Origin of the sequence: Amycolatopsis sp. EV170708-02-1 (assembly GCF_022479115.1) — a bacterium.
Classification (GTDB): Bacteria; Actinomycetota; Actinomycetes; order Mycobacteriales; family Pseudonocardiaceae; genus Amycolatopsis.
The window spans coordinates 3,490,577-3,510,135 of record NZ_CP092497.1 but is presented as its reverse complement, the minus strand read 5'-3'; the positions used below and the strand labels follow the sequence as shown (position 1 = coordinate 3,510,135).

General features: G+C 69.2%; 18 protein-coding genes. 9 read left to right on the top strand and 9 right to left on the bottom strand.

Annotation, left to right across the window (positions count from 1 at the left end; all coding sequences use genetic code 11):
* Window positions 1-52 precede the first annotated feature (52 nt).
* The 7 genes from MJQ72_RS16375 to MJQ72_RS16345 all read right to left on the bottom strand — a co-directional run bounded on the left by MJQ72_RS16375 (window position 53) and on the right by MJQ72_RS16345 (window position 6,735).
* Complete coding sequence (locus tag MJQ72_RS16375) at window positions 53-1,243, bottom strand: ATP-grasp domain-containing protein (protein WP_240599967.1); 1,191 nt, start codon at window positions 1,241-1,243, stop codon at window positions 53-55.
* Window positions 1,240-2,295: a cysteine synthase family protein gene (locus MJQ72_RS16370; RefSeq protein WP_240599966.1), complete on the bottom strand. Its 1,056-nt coding sequence runs from the start codon at window positions 2,293-2,295 to the stop codon at window positions 1,240-1,242. The genes MJQ72_RS16375 and MJQ72_RS16370 overlap by 4 nt, the downstream gene beginning before the upstream one ends.
* Complete coding sequence (locus MJQ72_RS16365) at window positions 2,292-3,275, bottom strand: ABC transporter substrate-binding protein (protein ID WP_240599965.1); 984 nt, start codon at window positions 3,273-3,275, stop codon at window positions 2,292-2,294. The genes MJQ72_RS16370 and MJQ72_RS16365 overlap by 4 nt, the downstream gene beginning before the upstream one ends.
* Window positions 3,272-4,060, bottom strand: a complete 789-nt coding sequence (locus MJQ72_RS16360) for an ABC transporter ATP-binding protein (protein WP_240601344.1) — start codon at window positions 4,058-4,060, stop codon at window positions 3,272-3,274. The genes MJQ72_RS16365 and MJQ72_RS16360 overlap by 4 nt, the downstream gene beginning before the upstream one ends.
* Window positions 4,060-5,151: an iron ABC transporter permease gene (locus MJQ72_RS16355; protein ID WP_240599964.1), complete on the bottom strand. Its 1,092-nt coding sequence runs from the start codon at window positions 5,149-5,151 to the stop codon at window positions 4,060-4,062. Before MJQ72_RS16355 ends, MJQ72_RS16360 begins: the two co-directional genes overlap by 1 nt.
* Entirely contained in the window at window positions 5,135-5,872 is a 738-nt protein-coding gene (locus tag MJQ72_RS16350; protein WP_240599963.1) for a bifunctional 2-polyprenyl-6-hydroxyphenol methylase/3-demethylubiquinol 3-O-methyltransferase UbiG, read from the bottom strand. Before MJQ72_RS16350 ends, MJQ72_RS16355 begins: the two co-directional genes overlap by 17 nt.
* Window positions 5,873-6,012: 140 nt before the next feature.
* The gene (locus MJQ72_RS16345) at window positions 6,013-6,735 is read right to left on the bottom strand and encodes an RICIN domain-containing protein (RefSeq protein ID WP_240599962.1); all 723 of its coding nucleotides are present in this window, start codon (window positions 6,733-6,735) and stop codon (window positions 6,013-6,015) included.
* A gap of 850 nt (window positions 6,736-7,585) precedes the next feature.
* Here MJQ72_RS16345 and MJQ72_RS16340 point away from each other — a divergent pair.
* From MJQ72_RS16340 to MJQ72_RS16305, 8 genes are all read left to right on the top strand, one after another.
* Complete coding sequence (locus tag MJQ72_RS16340) at window positions 7,586-9,028, top strand: FAD-dependent oxidoreductase (protein ID WP_240599961.1); 1,443 nt, start codon at window positions 7,586-7,588, stop codon at window positions 9,026-9,028.
* Window positions 9,006-10,097 carry a hypothetical protein gene (locus MJQ72_RS16335; RefSeq protein WP_240599960.1) on the top strand — a complete coding sequence of 364 codons (1,092 nt, stop codon included), beginning with the start codon at window positions 9,006-9,008 and terminating at the stop codon, window positions 10,095-10,097. Before MJQ72_RS16340 ends, MJQ72_RS16335 begins: the two co-directional genes overlap by 23 nt.
* Complete coding sequence (locus tag MJQ72_RS16330) at window positions 10,094-11,284, top strand: hypothetical protein (RefSeq protein ID WP_240599959.1); 1,191 nt, start codon at window positions 10,094-10,096, stop codon at window positions 11,282-11,284. The genes MJQ72_RS16335 and MJQ72_RS16330 overlap by 4 nt, the downstream gene beginning before the upstream one ends.
* Before the next feature lie 104 nt (window positions 11,285-11,388).
* On the top strand, window positions 11,389-12,726 hold the full coding sequence (locus MJQ72_RS16325; RefSeq protein WP_240599958.1) for a UDP-glucose/GDP-mannose dehydrogenase family protein: 1,338 nt from the start codon (window positions 11,389-11,391) through the stop codon (window positions 12,724-12,726).
* Window positions 12,727-12,795: 69 nt separating this feature from the next.
* Window positions 12,796-14,361 (top strand): MDR family MFS transporter, encoded by a 1,566-nt coding sequence (locus tag MJQ72_RS16320; RefSeq protein ID WP_240599957.1) that lies wholly within the window; start codon window positions 12,796-12,798, stop codon window positions 14,359-14,361.
* Window positions 14,362-14,392: 31 nt separating this feature from the next.
* A complete protein-coding gene (locus MJQ72_RS16315) occupies window positions 14,393-15,385 on the top strand; it encodes an isopenicillin N synthase family oxygenase (protein ID WP_240599956.1) in 993 nt (330 codons plus the stop codon).
* 206 nt (window positions 15,386-15,591) lie between these two features.
* On the top strand, window positions 15,592-15,987 hold the full coding sequence (locus MJQ72_RS16310; protein ID WP_240601343.1) for a YciI family protein: 396 nt from the start codon (window positions 15,592-15,594) through the stop codon (window positions 15,985-15,987).
* Window positions 15,988-17,208, top strand: a complete 1,221-nt coding sequence (locus MJQ72_RS16305; RefSeq protein ID WP_240599955.1) for an RNA polymerase sigma factor — start codon at window positions 15,988-15,990, stop codon at window positions 17,206-17,208. It begins immediately after the preceding gene.
* 143 nt (window positions 17,209-17,351) lie between these two features.
* On the opposite strand, the gene MJQ72_RS16300 is transcribed toward MJQ72_RS16305, so the two are convergent.
* The gene (locus MJQ72_RS16300) at window positions 17,352-18,209 is read right to left on the bottom strand and encodes a hypothetical protein (protein WP_240599954.1); all 858 of its coding nucleotides are present in this window, start codon (window positions 18,207-18,209) and stop codon (window positions 17,352-17,354) included.
* Between the two features lie 141 nt (window positions 18,210-18,350).
* Window positions 18,351-19,010: a nitroreductase/quinone reductase family protein gene (locus MJQ72_RS16295; RefSeq protein ID WP_240599953.1), complete on the bottom strand. Its 660-nt coding sequence runs from the start codon at window positions 19,008-19,010 to the stop codon at window positions 18,351-18,353.
* A gap of 109 nt (window positions 19,011-19,119) precedes the next feature.
* Between MJQ72_RS16295 and MJQ72_RS16290 the strand changes: the two genes are divergently transcribed.
* Window positions 19,120-19,554 carry a MarR family winged helix-turn-helix transcriptional regulator gene (locus MJQ72_RS16290; RefSeq protein WP_240601342.1) on the top strand — a complete coding sequence of 145 codons (435 nt, stop codon included), beginning with the start codon at window positions 19,120-19,122 and terminating at the stop codon, window positions 19,552-19,554.
* Window positions 19,555-19,559: the final 5 nt, after the last annotated feature.

Sequence of the window (19,559 nt, the reverse complement as noted above, 5' to 3'; positions counted from 1 at the left end):
GATAGTTCCACTTCCCAAAGCAGAAAGTAGAGCTATCCATCTGAGAGGACTCTCAAGAATCGATCTCCGGCGTGATCCCGCCCGCCGCGGCGAGCGCGCGATGCAGTGCGAGTTCGGCCGTTGGCCCTTCGGCGAGGACGATCCCGGTGCACGACCGCTGATCCGTGAGATGCCGGATCTCGTCGCCGGGGCTCGCCGTCGGATACCACTCCGGCGCGCCGGGCAGCCCTGGCAATCTGTCGAGCCCCGACCAGCCCTTCAGCACACCTTCCGCGGCGGGATACGCCAGAACGAACCCGACCCCTGGCCCTCCCCCGATCTTCCGGGTGAGCAAGGCGGGCTCCTTGCCCAGCGCCATGGCGATCATCGCGGAATAGACGTTGGTGTCCAACGACCGGCACAACGCCTCGCCGAGCATCGCCCCGCCGATCCGGATGTTGATCTCGACGACCTCCGGCCCCTCGGCGGTGAGCACGAATTCGGTATGCGCGAAGCCCTGCTCGTGGCCGGCGGCCTTGAGCACCCGGCCGATCCAGTCGGCGAGTCCGGCGTACTCGGCCTCGGGGAAGGCCACCGGGAACGCGGCGGCTTCCTCGCGCCGCACGGGTTCGGGCGACAACTGGCGGGAGAGGATTCCGAGCAACCGGGTCCTCCCCTGCCAGGTGACGGTTTCCGCGCTGTAGAGCGGCCCGGCGAAATACGGCTCGGCGATCAGATGTCCCTTGAGCGGCGTGTCCTTCGCCTCCAGCCGCGCCCGGTCGAGTTCGGCCTGGTCGCGGGCGAGCCACACCCCACGTGAAGACGTTCCCGAAGAGTCCTTGACCACCAAGGGAAAGCCGAGTTCTTCGGCGACCATGACGGGGACCGGCCTGCCGCGGGTGAGCCCGTGTTCGTACAGCAGATCGCGCACCGCGCCCTTGTCCCGCAGCACCCGGACGGCGGCCGCGTCCGGGCCGGGCAGGCCGAGCCGGGCGGTGAGTTCCGCGCCCGGCAACGCCCAGGTATCCGTCGAATTGATGATCCCGGCGAGATCCGGGATGGCGCGCAAGGCGGCTTCGCAGGCCTCGATGTCGGTGGTGTCGATGTCGACGACCTCGACCCTGTCCGGCCCGAGCACGCCGAGCTCGTAGCGGTAGATGTCGCGGTTTCCGGTGTACAGCACCAGTTTCCGCCCGGCCTCCGCCGCCGCGTCGGCCAGCCTGCCCAGGCCGAAGGTGAGTGCTTCCAACAGGACGACGGTCACGACGCCCGCTCCTTCCGGTACAACCGCGGCGAAGGTTTCCCGAATCGGCGGCGCCGCCAATCCATCGCGGCCCACGGCAGGGCGAGTTCGTCCAGCGAAGCGATCTCGCGCGGCGCGAGCGAAGCCGGGTCGACCGCCTCGCGATGCCGGGAGAAAACCCTTGCCGTGTAGCGATGTCCGGTGTCGGCGCCGATCACCACATGCGTCCGCTCCGGATTCCGCGCCGCCTCCCAGCCCGCGACGAGGTATGCGGCGCCGGTGGACAGCCCGGCGAACACGGCGTGCTCGCGCATCAGGCCGACGGTCGCGGCCATGGCGTGCGCGAAGTCCAGCCAATGGATCCGGTCGTACAGCTCGTGGTCGACGTTGTCGAACGGGATGGCGGAGCCGATACCCGCGATGATCGCGTCCGGGTCGGTGAAGCGTTCGCTGCCGAAGGTGACACTGCCGAAGGGCTGGACCCCGGTCAGCCGGACATCGGGATCGCGTTCGCGCAGCGAGCGCGCGATCCCGCCGGTCGACGCGCCGGTGCCGACGCTGCCGACGACGGTGAGCGGCCCGGACGGCAGGGCGCGGGCGACGAGATCGGCGACCTCGGCGTATCCCAGGTAGTGCACGGGATCGTGGTACTGGCGCATCCAGTGCATGTCCGGATACCGGTCCAGGAGTTCACGCACGCGCGCGACCCGGCGCCGCTGGTCGAGGCGGAGGTCGTCCGACGGCGGCATCTGATCCACCGTCGCGCCGAGGATCTCCAGCTGCGAACGCATCGTGAGGTCGACGGTCGTCGACGCCACGATATGGCAGCGCAGGCCGTAGCGGTGGCAGGCCATCGCCAGCGCGAGCGCGTAGATCCCGCTGGAGCTGTCGATCAGCGTCTGTCCTTTTCGGACGGATCCGTCGGCGAGCAACGACCGGACGGCGCCGAGCGCGGCGTAGACCTTCAGTGTTTCGAAGCGGATCAGCACGACGTTCGGTTCGAGCCGGATCAGCGACGGCGTCTTGATCGCGTCGGTGACGTGTTCGTGGACCAGCGCGGACATCGCGGTCACCGGCCGATCGAACGCAGGTACGCGGCCAGCGACTCGGCGCCCGCCGCGTTGCGCGGGCCGCTCACGAGGTCGCCGTAGGAGATGACGTGGAACCGGTTGTCGCGCACGGCGGGCGTGTTCTTCAGCTGTGGCGAGGATTTCACGAACGCGATCTTGTCCTGCGCGGGCCGGTCGGCGTAGTCCACGACGACGATCACCTCGGGTTCGGCCTTCACCACCGCTTCCCAGCCGACGCTTCCCCAGCCGTCCTGCAGTTCGCGGAAGACGTTCGTCCCGCCCGCGGCGTCGATGATGTCGTTGGGGGCGGCGTGTTTTCCGGCGGTGAAGGGCTGATCGGTGCCGGAATCGTAGACGAACACCTTGGCGGGCGGTGTTTTCGGCGCTCCGGCGCGGACCTTGTCGAAGCGCCCCTTGAGTTCCGCGACCAGTTCGTCGGCACGCTGCCGCACGCCGAAGATGTCGCCGAGGTTGCGCAAGTCGGTGTAGAGCGCTTCGAGCGGTGTCACGTCCGACTTCGCGGTGGGATACTCCCAGCAGGTCTCGGTGTGCAGATAACTGCGGATGCCGACCTGCTCCAGCAGTTTCGGCGTGATCCCGCGTTCTTCGCTGAACCCGGAGTTCCAGCCCGCGATCACCCAATCCGCCTTGGCGTTGACCAGGATCTCGCGGGTGACGCGCGAAGTGCCGAGCCGTTCGACCTTGGTGTAGTCGTCCTTCCACGGTGAACCGGCGATCGACGGGTCGCCGAGCGAGTTCATCACGTAGCCGCGCATCCGGCCGGCGAGCCCGAGCGCGAACAGCTTCTCGGCACCGGAAACGTCGTACGCCACCGGACGCTGCGGCGCCGGGAACGTCACCTGTGCCCCGCAATTCGTCACCGTGGCCTGCGCCGGCGCGGTCGGCCCTGCCTCGACCTGGGCACCGCAGGCGCTCAGGAGCAGTGCCGCGGCGAAGAGCGCGGTCACCCTGGACGGCTTCATCGTGAGATCCCCTCGGTTTCGTCGGCGGGAAGGTCGTAGAGCAGTTGGAGCGCGCCGGTCACGGGATGGGTCACCTGGGTGACCTCGACGCCGAACACGGCGTGGACGGTTTCCGGCGTGAGCACTTCGGCCGGGGTGCCGCAGGCGGCCAGCGATCCGGCGCGCAGCAACGCGATCCGGTGGCAGACGGCGGCGGCGAGGTTGAGGTCGTGCAGCGCGACGAGCACGGTGAGCCCGCAGCCGCGCAAGAACTTCAGCAGTTCCACCTGGTGGCGGACGTCGAGGTGGTTGGTCGGCTCGTCGAGGACCAGCACCTCCGGTTCCTGCACGAGCGCCCTCGCCACCAGGACGCGCTGCCGTTCGCCACCCGAAAGCGTCAGCACACTCCGCTGCGCGAGATGGGTGATGTCCATCCGCCGCAACGCTTCCCGGCACAGCGCGCGTTCACGGGCCGAAAGCCGGAGATTGCCGCGCTGATGCGGCGACCGGCCGAGCGCGACGACCTCCTCGACGGTGAAGTCCAGATCCGCTCGGCTGTCCTGGGTGAGCGCGGCGACGCGGCGGGCGGTTTCGCGCAAGCCCTGCTCGGCGATGTCGGTCCCGTCGAGCAGGACCGCGCCGCCGGACGGGGCCAGCGCGCGGTAGACACAGCGCAACGCGGTCGACTTGCCGCTGCCGTTGGGGCCGAGGAGACCGACGACCTCGCCCTCGCCGACGTCCAAGCGCAGCTCACGGATCAACGTCGTCCCGGCCACCTCGACGGAAAGTTCGCGCAGCGACAACATCATCGGCCTCCGAACGCGTAGCCGCGGCGCCGCATCACGACAAGGAACACCGGGACGCCGATCAGCGCGGTGATCACGCCGAGCGGCAGTTCCTCCGGGGCGACGAGCGTGCGGGCCAGCAGATCGACCCATACCAGGAAGACCGCGCCCACCAGCGGCGCGAGCGCCAGCACCCGGCGATGCCCCGAACCGGCGATCATCCGCACCACATGCGGCAGGACCAGCCCGACGAACCCGATCGACCCGCTGACCGCCACGAGCAACCCGGTGACGACCGCCGTGAGCAGGAACAGCCAGCGGCGCAAGGCGGCCGCGTCGGTGCCGAGGCTCATCGCGGTCTCGTCGCCCATGGACAGGACGTCGAGCGCGGTGCCGTAGCGCAGCAGCACCACGACCGCGACGGCCACCCCGAGCGCGGCCAGCGGCAGTGACGCCCACGTCGCCGAGCCGAGGCTGCCGAGCAGCCAGAACAGCACGGTCTGCGCGGCCTGGCCGTTCGGCGAGAGATAGACGAGCACGCTCATCACGGCCTGGAAGGCGTAGGTGAGCGCGACCCCGGTGAGCACGAGGCGCAACGGCGTCAGCCCGAATCTGCTGCGGGCGGCCAGATACACCAGCGCCGTCGCGCCGAGCGCGCCGAGGAAGGCCGCCGTCGACAGCGCCAGCACACCGAGCCCGGCGAACAGGCCGAACACCACGACGGCCGCGGCGCCCACCGACGCGCCCGAGGAGATCCCCAGCACGAACGGATCGGCGAGGGCGTTGCGGACCAGCGCCTGCACGGCCACCCCGACCACCGCGAGCCCGGCGCCGACCACGGCCGCCAGCAGCACGCGGGGTGTACGAACCTGCCAGACGATCGAGTACCCGGTGACCTCGTCGCCGGTGATGGTGCCGCCGGTGATCGCCTTTCCCAGGTAACGCAGGACGTCCGCGAGAGCGACGTTGGACGGCCCGAGCGCGATGCCCGCAATCAGCGAGAGCACGAGCGCGGCCGACAGCAGGAGCACCGGACCGGCGAGCCGGAGCGGGCGTGCCGTGTCTTCCTCCGGTTCCGCGAAGAGGCGGAGCGGTTCAGGCACGTTCACCACGCACGATCAGGCGGCGCGCGTGGTTGTCGTACGGCGAGCCGTCGAAGTCACCGAAGCATTCGACACCGGTGAAGCCCGCCGTCTCGAACAGCGCCTTCAGTTCGGCGGCGCTGTACAAGAAGGAGAGGATCGACGCCCGCTTCGCCTCGCCGCCGCGAACCAGCGTCCACTCGGTTTCGAGGCGGGTCCAGTCGTCGAGGATGGTGTCGCGCATGAACACCGTCCCGCCGTCGACGTCGACCGCCTTGGGCCGTCCGACCCAGCCGGCCAGCACCTCCTTGCCGAGCACGTCGATCAGCAGCCTGCCGCCGGGCGCGAGGCTGGCGTAGGCGTTTCGCAGCACCGTGAGGTTGTCGCCGGGCTCGGTGAAGTAGCCGAACGACGTGTACATGTTGATGATCAGGTCGTACGCGCCGGGCTCGGTGTATTCGAGCATGTCGGCCTGGATCAGCTTCGCGGCGACTCCCGCGCTTTCGCAGGCCTCGCGGGCGCGTTCGAGCATCGCCGGGCTGAGGTCGACGCCGGTCACGTCGGCGCCCCTCCTGGCCAGCGGCACGACGTGGATCGCCGGACCGCACGCCAGGTCGAGCACCTTCGCGCCGTCGGCGACTTCGAGCAGCGGAGACGTGGCCGTCAGGCGTTCGGCCTCCGCGGCCCGGCTGGGCGGGAACATCACGTCCGCGAAGCCGACCCACAGGTCGTCGTCCTCGTACCAGTGCATCTCTCTCCGCTCGCCGGGCCGCACGATTCAGCCCCACAAGTCGTCGAAAGGCCGTCTTCGGTTCCCGGCGCCGCCAAATCCTCGTGAGTGAGAAGGACGGTTAGAACCGTCCTAACCACTCACGAGACAGCACCAGATGATCACGGAGGCGGGATCAGGTCGATCAAGAACGTCTGGTCGGGCGCCCCGGAGCAGCGTTCCCGCACGACCTCGGTACCCGCCACGGTGTCCAGGTCACGCAGGCCGAGGCACTGGCTGGTACCGACGGGCCGGATGACGAACCGCCCCGGTTCCTCCGGGCCCGCCGAGCCGATGGTGAACAACTGGTCCATACCATCGTCGTCGCAGTCGTCGCGGGGTTCGAGCAGGTCGTGCCCCAGTCCTTCGTTCACGACGGTGACACAGCCGACCCCGGTCTCCGGATGGTGCCACTGGATCTGCACGGCGTTCTCTTCCCCGACGGGATCGAGGAACAGGTGCGGCGACGCGTCGCCGCCACAGGCCTGCTGGGCGACGATCGTGCCGGAGTAGAGCCGGGTCCGGTCCGTCCCCTCGGCCAGGCAGAACTCGGGTGAGCGCGCGGGCCGGATCCGCGCCCAGCTGCCCACCTCCCGCACGTCCAGCCCGGGCACCACGACCGCGGTGTCCTTCGCCTTGGAGGAAGCCCCGAAGGAACGCGTCAAATAGCCCAGTGTCCCGACGAGGACGACGCTCATGATCGCGGCCACGATCAACGGCGCCCGCCAGCGCCGCCGGCGCCGAGGTTCCGGGTCCGGTTCGGGCGGCGGGACGGCCTCCACCTTCACCTCGTCGGCGGGCGGGCCGGGGTCCCCATCGCGATCCGTGTCCGGGAGTCGAGCCACCGCCGCACCTCTTCGTCGGTCAACCCGCACGCGCGCGTGAACGTCTCGACGAACGATTCGCGGGCAGTGTGGTGCGGCCGAGAGTGGTCGCGACCGTACTCGCCGGAAGTGTTCCCCGAGCTCTTTAGCCCTTCCGGCCAGCTGCCGATAAGTCAATCCGGACCACGTTCTCAATACACGCAGTGCCGCTGTGAACTCAGCCGGTGAAGCCGTCGAGTCCGGTGGGTGAACCGTCGTCGGCGACTCCCCGTCGCCGTCCCCCTCTTCAACGATCATCGCTCTAGATTGACTGAGGCGATCTGAGCCGCGATACCGCCATTCAGCGGCGCCGGAATCTGCTGTTCGGACCACTCGAACGATTTCGAACAAGGCCGAACTACCCGAAGGTTGCCCCTGCGCTGGTCAGGAAGTCAGGCTGGCGTCAGCCGGCCCCCACGCCGGTCACGTCTGGGGAGGCCCGAGAATCCCGGGCCGAGGAAAATGAGCAAACCAGAGGAATCCGTACGACCATCGTCAAGGGCGACGGTGAACCCGGCGGAAACGGCTGGTTCATCTCGGAAGGCATCCACTGAAATCTCTGTTCTGAAGACCGGATGACGTCTGCCGTCGCCCGAATCCGGCGTCGGCCACTGATTCCGAAGGTTCATCCTCGTGCGCCGCCTGTCTGAGCACACGCGAGGAAAGAAAGCTGCGAATCCAGCAGCGGACCGGCTGTTCACAGGCCCCGTCCGTATTCGCCCGGTGACCGTGCGTGGAAATAACCATTCCCCATGCGCTCCGGCGGTATGGCTCGGTCTGTTCGAGCTCGGTCGTCCCTGAATGGCGAACACCGGATTGTGGAGCGTTGTCGATGCATAACGGGCGAAATGATACGGCCGAATGGCAGGTAGCCGTCGTCGGCGGGGGTAATGCGGGGCTCTGCGCGGGGATAGCCGCATTGCAGGCGGGTGCGACCTCCGTCGGTGTCTTCGAAGCCGCGCCGAAAGAACTGCGCGGCGGGAACAGTTCCCTGACCAGGACAATGCGTTTCTCCTGGCAGGGAAGTCCCTTCATCGCCGCCCTGTTGCGGCAGGCGGACAAGGACCGGGTCGAAGAGATACTGGACGGCCGCTCCGGCTACACCGACGAGCAGTACCTCGACGACTGGCTGCGGGTGTCCGGCGACCAGGTCGACGTCGCTCTCATCGAGTCGATCATCCGCCGTTCGACGGACACGATCGCCTGGATGCGCGACTTCGGCCAGCGCTGGGCCCCGAGACCGACCCCGCTGCCCGGTGACGTGCCGATCGTCCTCGACGGCGGCGGCCAGAGCCTGCAGGACCGGAACTTCGACCGGCTCGAACGGCTCGGCGGAACGGTCTTCTACGACAGCGCGGTCACCGGCTTCGAGAAGACCGCCGACGGCCGGTACCTGCTCCACGGTTCCGGGCCCGCGTTCCCGGCGATCGCCGACGCGCTGGTGCTGGCATCGGCGGGCTTCGAGGCGAACGACCGGCTGCGTGAACGCCACCTCGGCGAGGCGTGGCGGGACGTGAAGCTGCGCGGTGTCCCGTTCAACGAAGGCGCTCCGCTGACGGCGGCCGTCGGGCTCGGCGCGGACACGGCCGGCAACTGGGAGAAGTGCCACACCACGCCGCAGGGCATCGAGCTGCCCGACCACATGCTGCCGGGGCAGATGCACAAATCCCACGGCCTCGCCCGGTACGCCTATCCGCTGGGCGTCGTGGTCAACCGGGAAGGACGCCGGTTCTTCGACGAGTCCGGCGGCTACAGCAACCTCACCTACGTCACGCTGGGCCAGAAGATCCAGGAGCAGCCGGGAAGGACGGCCTTCCAGATCTTCGACGACAAGGTGGTCTCGGCGGGCGCGCTCCCCAAGGGCTACGTCGGCGACCCCGCGTCGGTGACCGTCTCCTCGATCGAGGAAGGCGCCCGGCGGCTCGGGATCGACGCCGCGAACCTGACCGCCGAAATCGAGCGGCTGCACGCGGACCAGGACGAAAAGCGGCTCGACACCCCGCCGTACCTGTTCGTCCCGGTGGTCTGCGGATTGACCTTCACCTACGGCGGGCTCTCCGTGACCCCCGACGCCGAAGTGCGCGGCGGCGGCGAGCCGATCAGCGGCCTCTACGCGGCGGGCGTGATCGTCGGCGGTCTTTACGACCAGGGCTATCCGGGCGGCACCGGCCTGATGGCGGGTGCCGTGCTCGGCCGGGCGGCCGGCACGTCCGCCGCCCGCCACGCCATCCGGTCTCGGGAAGGGGAAGCCCGTGTCGGCACCGTCGCTGGCTGAGAAGACGATCGTCATCGTCGGGCTCGGCAAGATCGGGTCGCTGTACGCCGCTTGCTACGGCGACGCGGGACACCGCGTCCGCACCGTGGACATCGGCGACGGAGCCGACTGGGAGCGGGTCGCCCAGGTGCCGGATCCGGCGTCGGTCGACACCTGGGTGGTCGCCACCCCGACCGCGACCCATCTCGCGGTCGTCGACGAGATCCTGCGGCGGCGACCCGATGCCCGTGTCCTGCTGGAGAAACCGGCTTGCTACCCGGAGGACATCGCCGGTCTCAGCCGCACGGTCCGGCGTCATCCCCGGGCCCGGATCATCGTCAACGACGTGTATTGGCACAGCGAAGCCGTGCAACGGTTCGCGGCCTCCGTGCGGGAGCTCGGCGAGTCCGATCCGATCGAGAAGATCACCATCGAATTCACCAAGAACCGGGAGCTCGACGTCGCGAACGGCAGGTTCGTCGACACCCAGTACGGCGAAGCCGGCTACGAGGGCTTCCACATGTTGAGCATCCTGCGTGCGGTCCTCCCCGCCGAGCAGTACCGGACCTACCTGGGCGCGGTGCCCACTTCCGTGACGGCGGAAATGCGAGTGCGGACCACGGTTCCCGGCCTGCCCGACATCGAGCTCTACACGTCGTCGACCGGCGCCATCGCCTTCCCCGAACTGGCCGGATTCGCCTTCCCCGAGAGCGTTTCGCGGGACTTCATCGTCCCTTCGGTCATCCCGTACGGGTCGGAGTTCCGGTACCGCTTCGCGGACGTGGAACTCCGGTCCGGGAACCACGTCACCTTGGTCTTCGAGCCGTTTTTCGGGGTGGACCCCGATCACAAGAACATCCACGCGGTCCACGTCCGGCACCCGGCCCGCCATTTCCGCATCGCCGTCAATCATTTCAAGGAGGCACTTCTGACGCAGCTTGATCTTTTGCGGCACCTCGACGAGGGCACCACGCTGGTCCGCCCCGCGGAGCACCGGTTCCTCGCCGCGCTGGGTTCGGCGATGTTCACCGGCACCTTCCCGCAGACAACGGAAAACGAGAAGTACGCACGAATTGGGAGCGAAGCATGACGCGAAGCATCGAGGATCTTTCGACACTGTTGCGGCCGGCCAAGGACATGCTGCCCGAGGTCTCGGACCGCGACGTGGCACTGGCCGAGGTCACCGGCCAGGTCAAGAACGACGACGCCGCCCGCGCGCTGTTCGCGAAGGCGTGCCGGTTCGAGGCGCCCTACACCGCGAGCTGGATCCACGGCCCCGGCGACGAATCCCCTTACCTGTCCTTGGAACTGGCCGCGTCCTCGTTGGACGACGACCGCTATCGCGCCCTGCTCGCCGACGTCGTGCTGTCGACGTCGACCTCGATCCCCTTCGATTACCGCGCGCTGGCCGCGGAGAGGCTCGTCCAGGTCGGGGCGGGCGAGTACACCGGTGCCCTCCAGGAGGTCGTCGACGCCTACGAGCCGCTGCCCAAACGCGGCCTGCAGGCGAAGATCGCCGTCCCCACCGACGGTATCGACCATCTCTTCGACATCCCGGAAACGGTGACCGGCAGGCTCAACCTGCTGATCGCGGCCAGCAGGGCGAAGACGCTGGAGAGCAGGCACCTGCTCGCCGTGCGCGTCCTCGCGGGCGGCGTCGTGCCTTCGGAGGAGGTCGGCGACGCGGAACGGCTGATCCTCGAAGACGTCGGGACCACCATGGTGGCGCCGTCGGACTACCTGGTGCCGTGGGACCAGGAATTCCCCGGCGAGCACGGCTCCGGCCTCACGCTCGCGGAACTGGTGCGCATCACCCTGATGTGCGGGGAATTCTCGCTTCCGGACACGACCGTCCGGCCGATCCTGGTCGACTTCTACCGCTCGGTGCTGCGCACCTGCGGCCGGTCGATCATCGGGCTCTCGGCCGGTGTGTTCCATGTGGAGCACGGCACGCTCGCCACGCCTTCGTACTACTACCAAGGCCGCGACGCGATCCTCGGCAAGGGCTGCGTGATCGACTGCGTCGGCGGGGCGGTGCTGCAGTCGGGTTCGTTCCTCGGCGGTGGGTACATGCCGATCCTCATCCACACCCACAAGCACATCCGCAAGGGCGGCCAGGCCGCCGCCTCCGAGCGGAAGCAGATCCTTCCCTGTGTCTTCGCGGCGGAAGCGGGCGCCCGGTACCCGATGCACGCGATCGGTCTGTTCGAAACGGTGGACTACCTCGGCAAGGAGACCCCGTACGAGGGGATCCGCGCCATCCCGCACGCCAAGTGACGCACGGCTGAACACGAAATCCGTATCTCGCGATGCCGCCGGGCGGGGCGACTCCGCGCCGCCCGGCGGCATCGAAACTGGAGGGTAAGAGAATGGGTGCAACCATGGGGGCCGAAGTCGCCGTCATCGGCGCGGGCTACGTCGGATTGACGACGGCCGCGTGCCTTTCGTCCTTGGGACACCGCGTCGTCTGCGCGGACGTCGATCAGGAGAAGGTCGACGCGTTGCGGCGCGGTGAGGCGACCATCAGGGAACCGGGGATCTGCGAACTCGTGGTGGACGGGCTGGCTTCCGGGCGGCTGGACTTCGTGCTCGGCGCGAGCGCGGCGGCGGCGAGCGCGGATATCGTGATCCTCTGCGTGCCGACGCCGATGGGCGCGACCGGCGCGGCGGATCTGACCGTGCTGGAATCCGTCGTGACCGAGGTGCGGGATCTGCTGCCGCACGGCTGTGTCGTGGTGAACAAGTCGACGGTTCCCGTCGGCACGGCGGCCCGCGTCGCGGAGCTGATCGACCGGGCCGACGTCGCGGTCGTGTCCAACCCCGAATTCCTGCGCGAGGGATTCGCCGTCCACGACTTCCTGAATCCCGACCGGATCGTGGTGGGCTCGGCCGATCGCGACCCGGTCCCCGCCAGGCGGGTCGCGGCGCTGTACGAGAAACTCGACACCGCCGTCCTGGTGACCGATTCCGCGAGCGCGGAGTTGATCAAGTACGCGTCCAACTGCTATCTCGCCACCCGTCTGTCCTTTGTGAACACGGTCGCCGAGCTGTGCGAGTACCTCGACGCGAGTATCGACGACGTGACGGCCGGTATGGGATACGACGACCGGATCGGCAAGGCGTTCCTGCGGCCGGGGCCGGGCTGGGGCGGCTCCTGCCTGCCGAAGGACACTTTCGCGTTGCTGCGCACCGCGGAATCGGCAGGCAGCGATTTCGCCCTGCTGCGCGCGGCGATCGACACCAACGTCAAACAGCAGGAACTGGTGGTCGACAAGGTGCGCAAGGCCGTCGGCGGCGACCTCGCCGGGGTCCGGATCGGCCTGCTCGGCCTGACGTTCAAGGCCGGGACGGACGATCTGCGGGATTCCCCCTCGCTGGCGATCGCGGCCCGGCTGGCCGCCGAAGGCGCGGAACTGTCCGGCTACGACCCCAGCGTCCACGCGCCGGTGCCGGGCGTGACCGACGACGTGCGGATCGCCGGGACCGCCTATCACGCGGCGAAGGGCGCGGCGGCGATCGTGCTGCTGACCGAATGGCCGGAGTTCCGCGCCCTCGACTGGGGACGGATCGCCGACCGGCTCCACGGCCGGACCGTCATCGACACCCGGAACCTGCTCGACCCGCACACCGTGGCCCGGACGGGACTGGCCTATCAGGGCATCGGTCGTCCGGGCGGTACCGGCGCGCCCGCCGTCGCCATGGTCGCGCACGCGGGGTGACCACCGGGGTGGACGGCGGGTGGTCCCGCTCGTCGTCCCACCCGTCCGGCGTCGGGAACAGGAGGACGGATGCCGAAGCGAACCCGGCCCTGGCCCGCGCTTTTCGCGCTGTGCCTGGGTTTCTTCATGGTCATGCTGGATATCAGCATCGTGAACATCGCGGTGCCGTCGATGGTGCGCGAACTCGGCACCGAGCTGACCGCGGTGATCTGGGTGACCAGCGTGTACCTGCTCGCCTATGCCGTCCCGATCCTGCCGGCCAGCAGGCTCGGCGACCGGCTCGGGCCGAAGCGCGTCTTCGTCGCCGGGCTGCTCGTGTTCACCGCGGCGTCGCTGTGGTGCGGGCTTTCCGGCAACGTGGAGACACTGATCGCCGCCCGTGCGGTGCAGGGTCTCGGCGCCGCGTTGATGACCCCGCAGACCACGGCCTTCATCACGCATCTGTTCCCGCCGGACGAACGAGGCCCGGCGATGGGTGCCTGGGGCAGTGTCGCGGGCCTCGCCATGATCGCCGGTCCGGTGCTGGGCGGGCTGCTCGTGGATCAGCTCGGCTGGGAGTGGATCTTCTTCGCGAACGTCCCGGTCGGGCTGATCGCGCTGGTGCTCACCGTCGTGCTCGTGCCCGACTGGCGGCCGGGGAACTCGCATCGCTTCGACGTTCCCGGGATCCTGCTCTTCGGCGCCGGCCTCGTCTGCGTCGTCTTCGGTATCCAAAATGGACAGACGTACGGCTGGGGAACGGCCTTCGACATCATCGGGGCCGGTGTGGTGCTGCTGGGCGGTTTCGTCCTGTGGCAGCGGGTCAACCGCCGCGAACCGCTGCTGCCGTTGCGGATCTTCCGCCATCGCGACTTCTCCCTCGGCGCCGCGTCGGCGGTGACGGTCGGCTTCACGATGACCGGCATGCTCCTGGTGTTCGTCGTCTACATACAGTCGGTACTCGGCCTGTCCCCCACCGACGCCGGTCTGCTCATCGCGCCGCTCGCCGTGGTGTCCGGCGGCGTCGCGCCGTTCGCGGGCAGGCTGTCGGACCGGGTGAACCCCAAGTACCTGCTGATGTCCGGGATGCTCGCCCTGTGCGGCGGGCTCTGCGTCGTCTCGCTGGTGCTCATCCCGGCGAGCTCGCCGCTGGCCCTGCTTCCCGGGCTGCTGCTCTGCGGTCTCGGTGTCGGGTTCACCTTCTCCCCGATGAACAACGTGACCATCAACTCGGTCGAGCGGTCGCTGGTCGGCAGCGCTTCGGGCATCTTCAACACCGCGCGCCAGGTCGGCGGCGTGCTCGGCAGCGCGGCCGTCGGAGTCCTGCTGGAGGCGCGGACCAGTGCCTCGATGGCGGACCGGGCGAACGAGGCCGCGGCCGGGCTGCCCGCCGAGCTGCGGCAGCGTTTCCTCGACCAGTTCACGGAAGAGGTCGCGGCAGGCGAGTTCGGCGGCGTCCCCGAAGTCACCGCGGATCTGCCCGTCCAGGCACGGGAGCTGGTCGCCCAGGTCACCAGTGCCGCGCTCACGGACGCCGTCAAGGCCGCCTTCCTGCTTCCGGCCGGCGCGCTGCTCCTCGGTGTGCTGTGCGCGGTGAGCCTGCGCGGGCCGATCGGGCAGGACAGATCGCCCGATCGGATGACCGCGACCCGGTGATCACCGGCGCCACCCTGGCTACCGTCGCGATATGACACTCGTACCGACGGTCGATCTGAGCATCTGGGACGGCGGCGACCGCACACGGCTCGCGCGCGCCGTCGACGAGGCGTTGACGCGCGTGGGGTTCCTGCAGATCGTCGGGCACGGCATCCCGCGGGCGACGATCGACGCCATGTGCGAAGCGACCGCGGCCTTCTTCGCGCTCCCTGTCGAGGAGAAGCTCCGTTCCGCGCCCGCCGACCGCGCCTCGGATCGCGGATACGCCGCCGAAGGCACCGAAGGGCTGGCGTACAGCCTCGGGGAGACGACGCCGCCCGACCTGTCGGAATCGTTCGTCATCGGCGCGGAGCACATCGACGGCGAAGACCCGTACGGCTTCTTCGTGCCGAACATCTGGCCAGAGCTGCCGGAGAACCTGCGGCCCGCGCTCACGGCGTACGCCGACGAAGCGCACCGTGTCGCACGAGTGCTGCTGGAGATCTTTGAGAAGGCACTCGGGCTCCCCGACGGCTACCTCGGCGCGTACACCCGGCACCCGACACGCACCTTGCGGGTGAATCACTTCGAACGGCGGGCCGGAGCCCCCGAACCCCTGCCCGGCCAGATGCGGCTCGGCGCGCACACCGATTACGGCATCGTCACCGTGCTCTACGCCGACCCCGTCCCCGGCCTGCAGATCCACGGCCCCGACGGCGGCTGGCACGACGTGATCCCCGCCGAAGACGCGCTGGTCGTGAACCTCGGCGACCTCACCGCGCAGTGGACCAACGACCGCTGGCGCTCCACCCTGCACCGGGTCGTGCCACCGTCCGGGCCGGGGCCGTCACGACGGCGAAGCGTGGCGTTCTTCTTCGACGGCGACCACGACGCGCGGTTCGAATGCCTCCCGACCTGCCGGTCCGCCGAGAACCCGCCGAAATATCCGCCGGTCCTCGGTGGCGCGCACCTGTACGCCAAGATCACCGGCGGACGGACCCTGGAACCGGCCGACGCGATGAACACCGCGACCGGCCGCGGCTGAGGGAGACTATCCCTGCCGCCGAGGCCGAAGGCTCCTTTCGTCGCATCAGACGCGGCGAAGGGAGCCTTCAGCCCACTATCGGCAGCCGAAACCGGCACTGAGGGAAAATTCGCGGAGAACGATGTCCGGTCCGGCCCGGCGGCTCCGACGTCCCCGGCAGAAGGCACCGGAAAGGTGCCGGCCGAGAGGAGAAAACCGTGAAGTACATGATCATGATGTTCGGGTCGCAGAAGGACCTCGCCGACATCGGCGGCTCCTGGAGCGCCGACGAGGTCAAGGCCCTGCACGAGTTCATGGCCAAGTGGAACAACGATCTGGTCGAGTCCGGCGAGTTCGTCGACGCGCAGGGTCTCTCCCAGCCGGCGCACGCGCGCCGCGTCTCCCTGCGGGACGGCGCGCCCGTGGTGACGGACGGACCGTACGCCGAGACGCAGGAGGTCCTGGTCGGGTACACGACCGTCGACTGCGCGAGCTACGACCGCGCGACCGAGATCGCCGCCCAGCTGGCGAACACCCCGCATCCGGAAGGCAGCGACCTCGGCCGCGACTGGTACGTCGACATCCGGCCGTGCGCCGACAGCTTCGAAGAACTGGAGCTCTAAGTGCCGGACATCGGCGTCGAGGATCTGCTGCGTGAGCTTTCGCCGCAGGTCCTCGGCGCCGTCGTCCGCCGCTACGGTCATTTCGACCTGGCGGAGGACGCGACGCAGGAGGCACTTCTCGCGGCCGCGACGCAATGGCCGGCCGAAGGGCGGCCCGAGAATCCGCGCGCGTGGCTCATCACCGTCGCTTCACGGCGGCTGACCGATCTGCTCCGCGCTGAGCAGGCACGGCGCCGTCGCGAGGACACCGTCGTCCAGTGGAAGCTGCCGGAGGAGCATCTCGCCCCCGCGGCGGACCGGACGGCGGCCGACACGGACGACACGCTCATCCTGCTCTTCCTGTGCTGCCACCCGTCTCTCTCGCCCGCGTCGCAGATCGCGCTGACCCTGCGGGCGGTCGGCGGCCTCACCACGGCGGAGATCGCCCGCGCGTTCCTGGTCCCCGAGGCGACGATGACCCGGCGGATCACCCGCGCGAAGGCGGGTGTCAAGGCCAGCGGCGTCCCGTTCGGCCTGCCGCCGGAACCGGGGCGGCTCGACGCGGTGCTCCACGTGCTGTACCTGATCTTCAACGAGGGTTACGCCAGCACGTCCGGGCCCGATCTGGTGCGGAGCGATCTTTCCGCCGAAGCCATCCGGCTGGCCAGGATCGTCCACCGGCTGGCCCCGGACGACGGCGAGGCCACCGGCCTGCTCGCGCTGATGCTGCTCACCGACGCGCGCCGCCCGGCGAGGACGGGGCCGGACGGCGCGCCGATCCCGATGTCCGAACAGGACCGGGGCCGGTGGAACGCCGGATACGTCGCCGAGGGCATCGCGCTGCTGTCCGAAGCGCTGCCGAACGGGCCGACCGGGCCGTTCCAGATCCAGGCGGCGATCGCCGCGCTGCACGACGAGGCGCCGAGCGCCGAGGAGACCGACTGGCCGCAGATCGTGGCACTGTACGAGGTTCTGCTGCGGCTCTCCGACAATCCCGTGGTGGCGCTGAACCACGCGGTCGCCGTCGGAATGGCCCGCGGGCCACGGGAAGGGCTGGCGGCGCTGGACGAACTCGGCGACCGGATCTCCGGCGACCACCGGTTCCACGCCGCTCGCGCCCATCTGCTCGAAATGGCCGGGGACACCGCCGAAGCCGTCGAGTCCTATGTGGACGCCGCACGGCGGGCGCCCGGCCTGCCGCACCAGCGCTACCTCCACGCCCGCGCCGAGCGCCTCCGCTGATCACGCGAGTTCCGTCTCCAATCACGCATGATCGCTCCCCAATCACGCGTGATCGCCGTTCGAGCACGTCGAGCCGGTCCGTGAAGGCCTCCTTGAGAGACCCAGAGTCCCTCAAGGAGGCCTTCACGGACTTGGCCGAGGGGTCAGCAGGTGAGCAGCAGCCCGGTGATCGCCGTGCAGGTCGACGACGCGGTGTCGTTGGCCGCGTTCGGGTCGGCCGCGGAGCTCTGCGTGATCTTCGCGGTCGTCTTGACCGGCCCGACGCTCAGCAGTCCCGCGGCCACCGTGAACTTCGCCGTCGCGCTGGCTCCGGACGCGAGCGACGAGAAGTCGCAATTGACGACCTTCGTGCCGCTCGGGTTCGAGCAGACGGACGAGCCGGTGAAGCGCAGCCCGTTGCCGAGGGTGGACGCCACCCGGATCCCGGACGCCGCGGCCGGGCCCGCGTTCGTGACCTTGACCGTGTAGTCGATCGACGACGTCAGGATCCCGCGCGGGGACGCGGTCAGCGTGACCCCGAGATCCGCCGCGCTCGGCGTGCCGGAGATGGTCAGCACGGGGCCGTCGAGAATCTCGAAACTGTAGTTGTCGCCGACGAACTGGTGCTGCAGCGTGACATCGCCCAGCGGGGCGTCGTCCTTGACCCGCAAGGTGAACACCACGGTCTTGCTCTGCCCGGGGGGCACGGTGCCGACGCCGCCGCGGATGCTGCCGCCGAGCACGTCGCAGGCGAACGCGCCGGGACAGGACACCAGGTCGACGATCCCAGGCAGCGAGGACTCCTTGCCGTAGAGCGTCGCCTTGCCGCCCTCGATCGTCGACGTCGCGTCGGCGTTGTAGACGGTCTGCGTCACGGTGAACGTCTGTCCACGTTGGACGGTTGTCGGCGAGACCTCCACCGCGCTGGTCGGCGGGGCGGCGAGAGCGGAGGTGGGCGCCACGAGCATGATCGTGGCCACCGCGGCCACCAGAGAGAGAAGTGAGGCTCTTCGAAGCTTCATTCGGTTCTCACTATTCCGGTCGGGGGCGTCGCGCCGATCGGTGCGGACAACGATCAGTCGCCAAGGAACGGACATTCGTTACCACCGTGTCCCGCCAAGTGGCCCGTCGGCCTCACCCGCTCGGAGTAACCGGGGCGCGTGTCACCAGGTCGGCTCACCGCGAAGCGCCGGAAGCAGATTCGCCTCCTCGTAGGCGAAATGTTCCTCGAGCCCGGCGGCGACCCGTTCGAATTTCTCGCGCACGGCACCGCGGTCTCCCTCGCTCTGAAGCAAGGCGTCGAGATCGAGCAGCGCGCGGGACACGGTTTCGTGCTCCCGGCGCAGCCGTTCCAACGCCGGCGCGAGCCCGGGATGGGCCTTCTCGATCGCGGTGAACGCGCCGTCCTCCCGGAGATGGTGCATACGCAGGTCGTTGCAGAAGGTCACGCAATGGCCGAGCAGTTCGCGCCGCAGGCCGGACCGGTCCGCGACCGGGCCGCCGTCGAGTTCGGCCCGTGCCGCCGCCAGGGTCTTCCTGAGCTCGCCATGGTGGACGAGCAGCTGATCGGCGATCGCGCGGCCACGGGCGGCATCGACTTCCAGCAGGTGCAACGCGAACCCGCGTTCCTCGCCTTCGAGCGGCACGGCACGCGCGGCGTGCGACACCCCGTCGATCTCGAGTGTCGCTTGTGGACTGGCGAGAAGGTCGCGATACCAAGGCGAATCGTCGCCGGGCGCGGACACCAGGTACCGGCTCCCGGAAGGGCGGCACGCGACGCGAGTGGTGCGGGGACGCCCCGTTTCGGCGTCCGCGGTGGTCATCAGCAACGGAACTCCCCAGGTAGCATCAGCGTGAGAGCTATTTGCTTTGCAAGCAAAGCCTCTTTGCTCGCAAAGGTATCCAGGAGGGTGGCCGGTGTCAACCGAGGACATGGAAGTCGACGACGCCGTGCGGGCCTTGCTGCTGCTCATGCCGCGGATGGTCGGACGGGCGAAGCGGATCAAGATCCCCGAAGAACTCCAGTCGCTGTCGCTGGCTCCGCGGCACCTGTCGCTGCTGTCGTACCTGCTTTTCGACGGGCCGATGACGGTGAACGAGCTGGCCGAACGGCTCGAGGTCGCCCCGACCACGGTGAGCCTGATGGTCGGCGAACTGAGCAAGAAGGACGTGCTCGACCGGCGCGAGGACGAGACGGACCGCCGCCGGCGGATCGTCGCCATCACCGACCGGATGCGGCCCGCGATCGACGGCTGGCTCGCGCAGGGTGCCCGCGCCTGGCAGAAGGCGCTCGCGCCGCTGAGCCCGGCCGAGCGGCGGACGTTCGTCGACACCCTGCGCGCGTACGAAGACGGACTGACGGACTAGGAGGA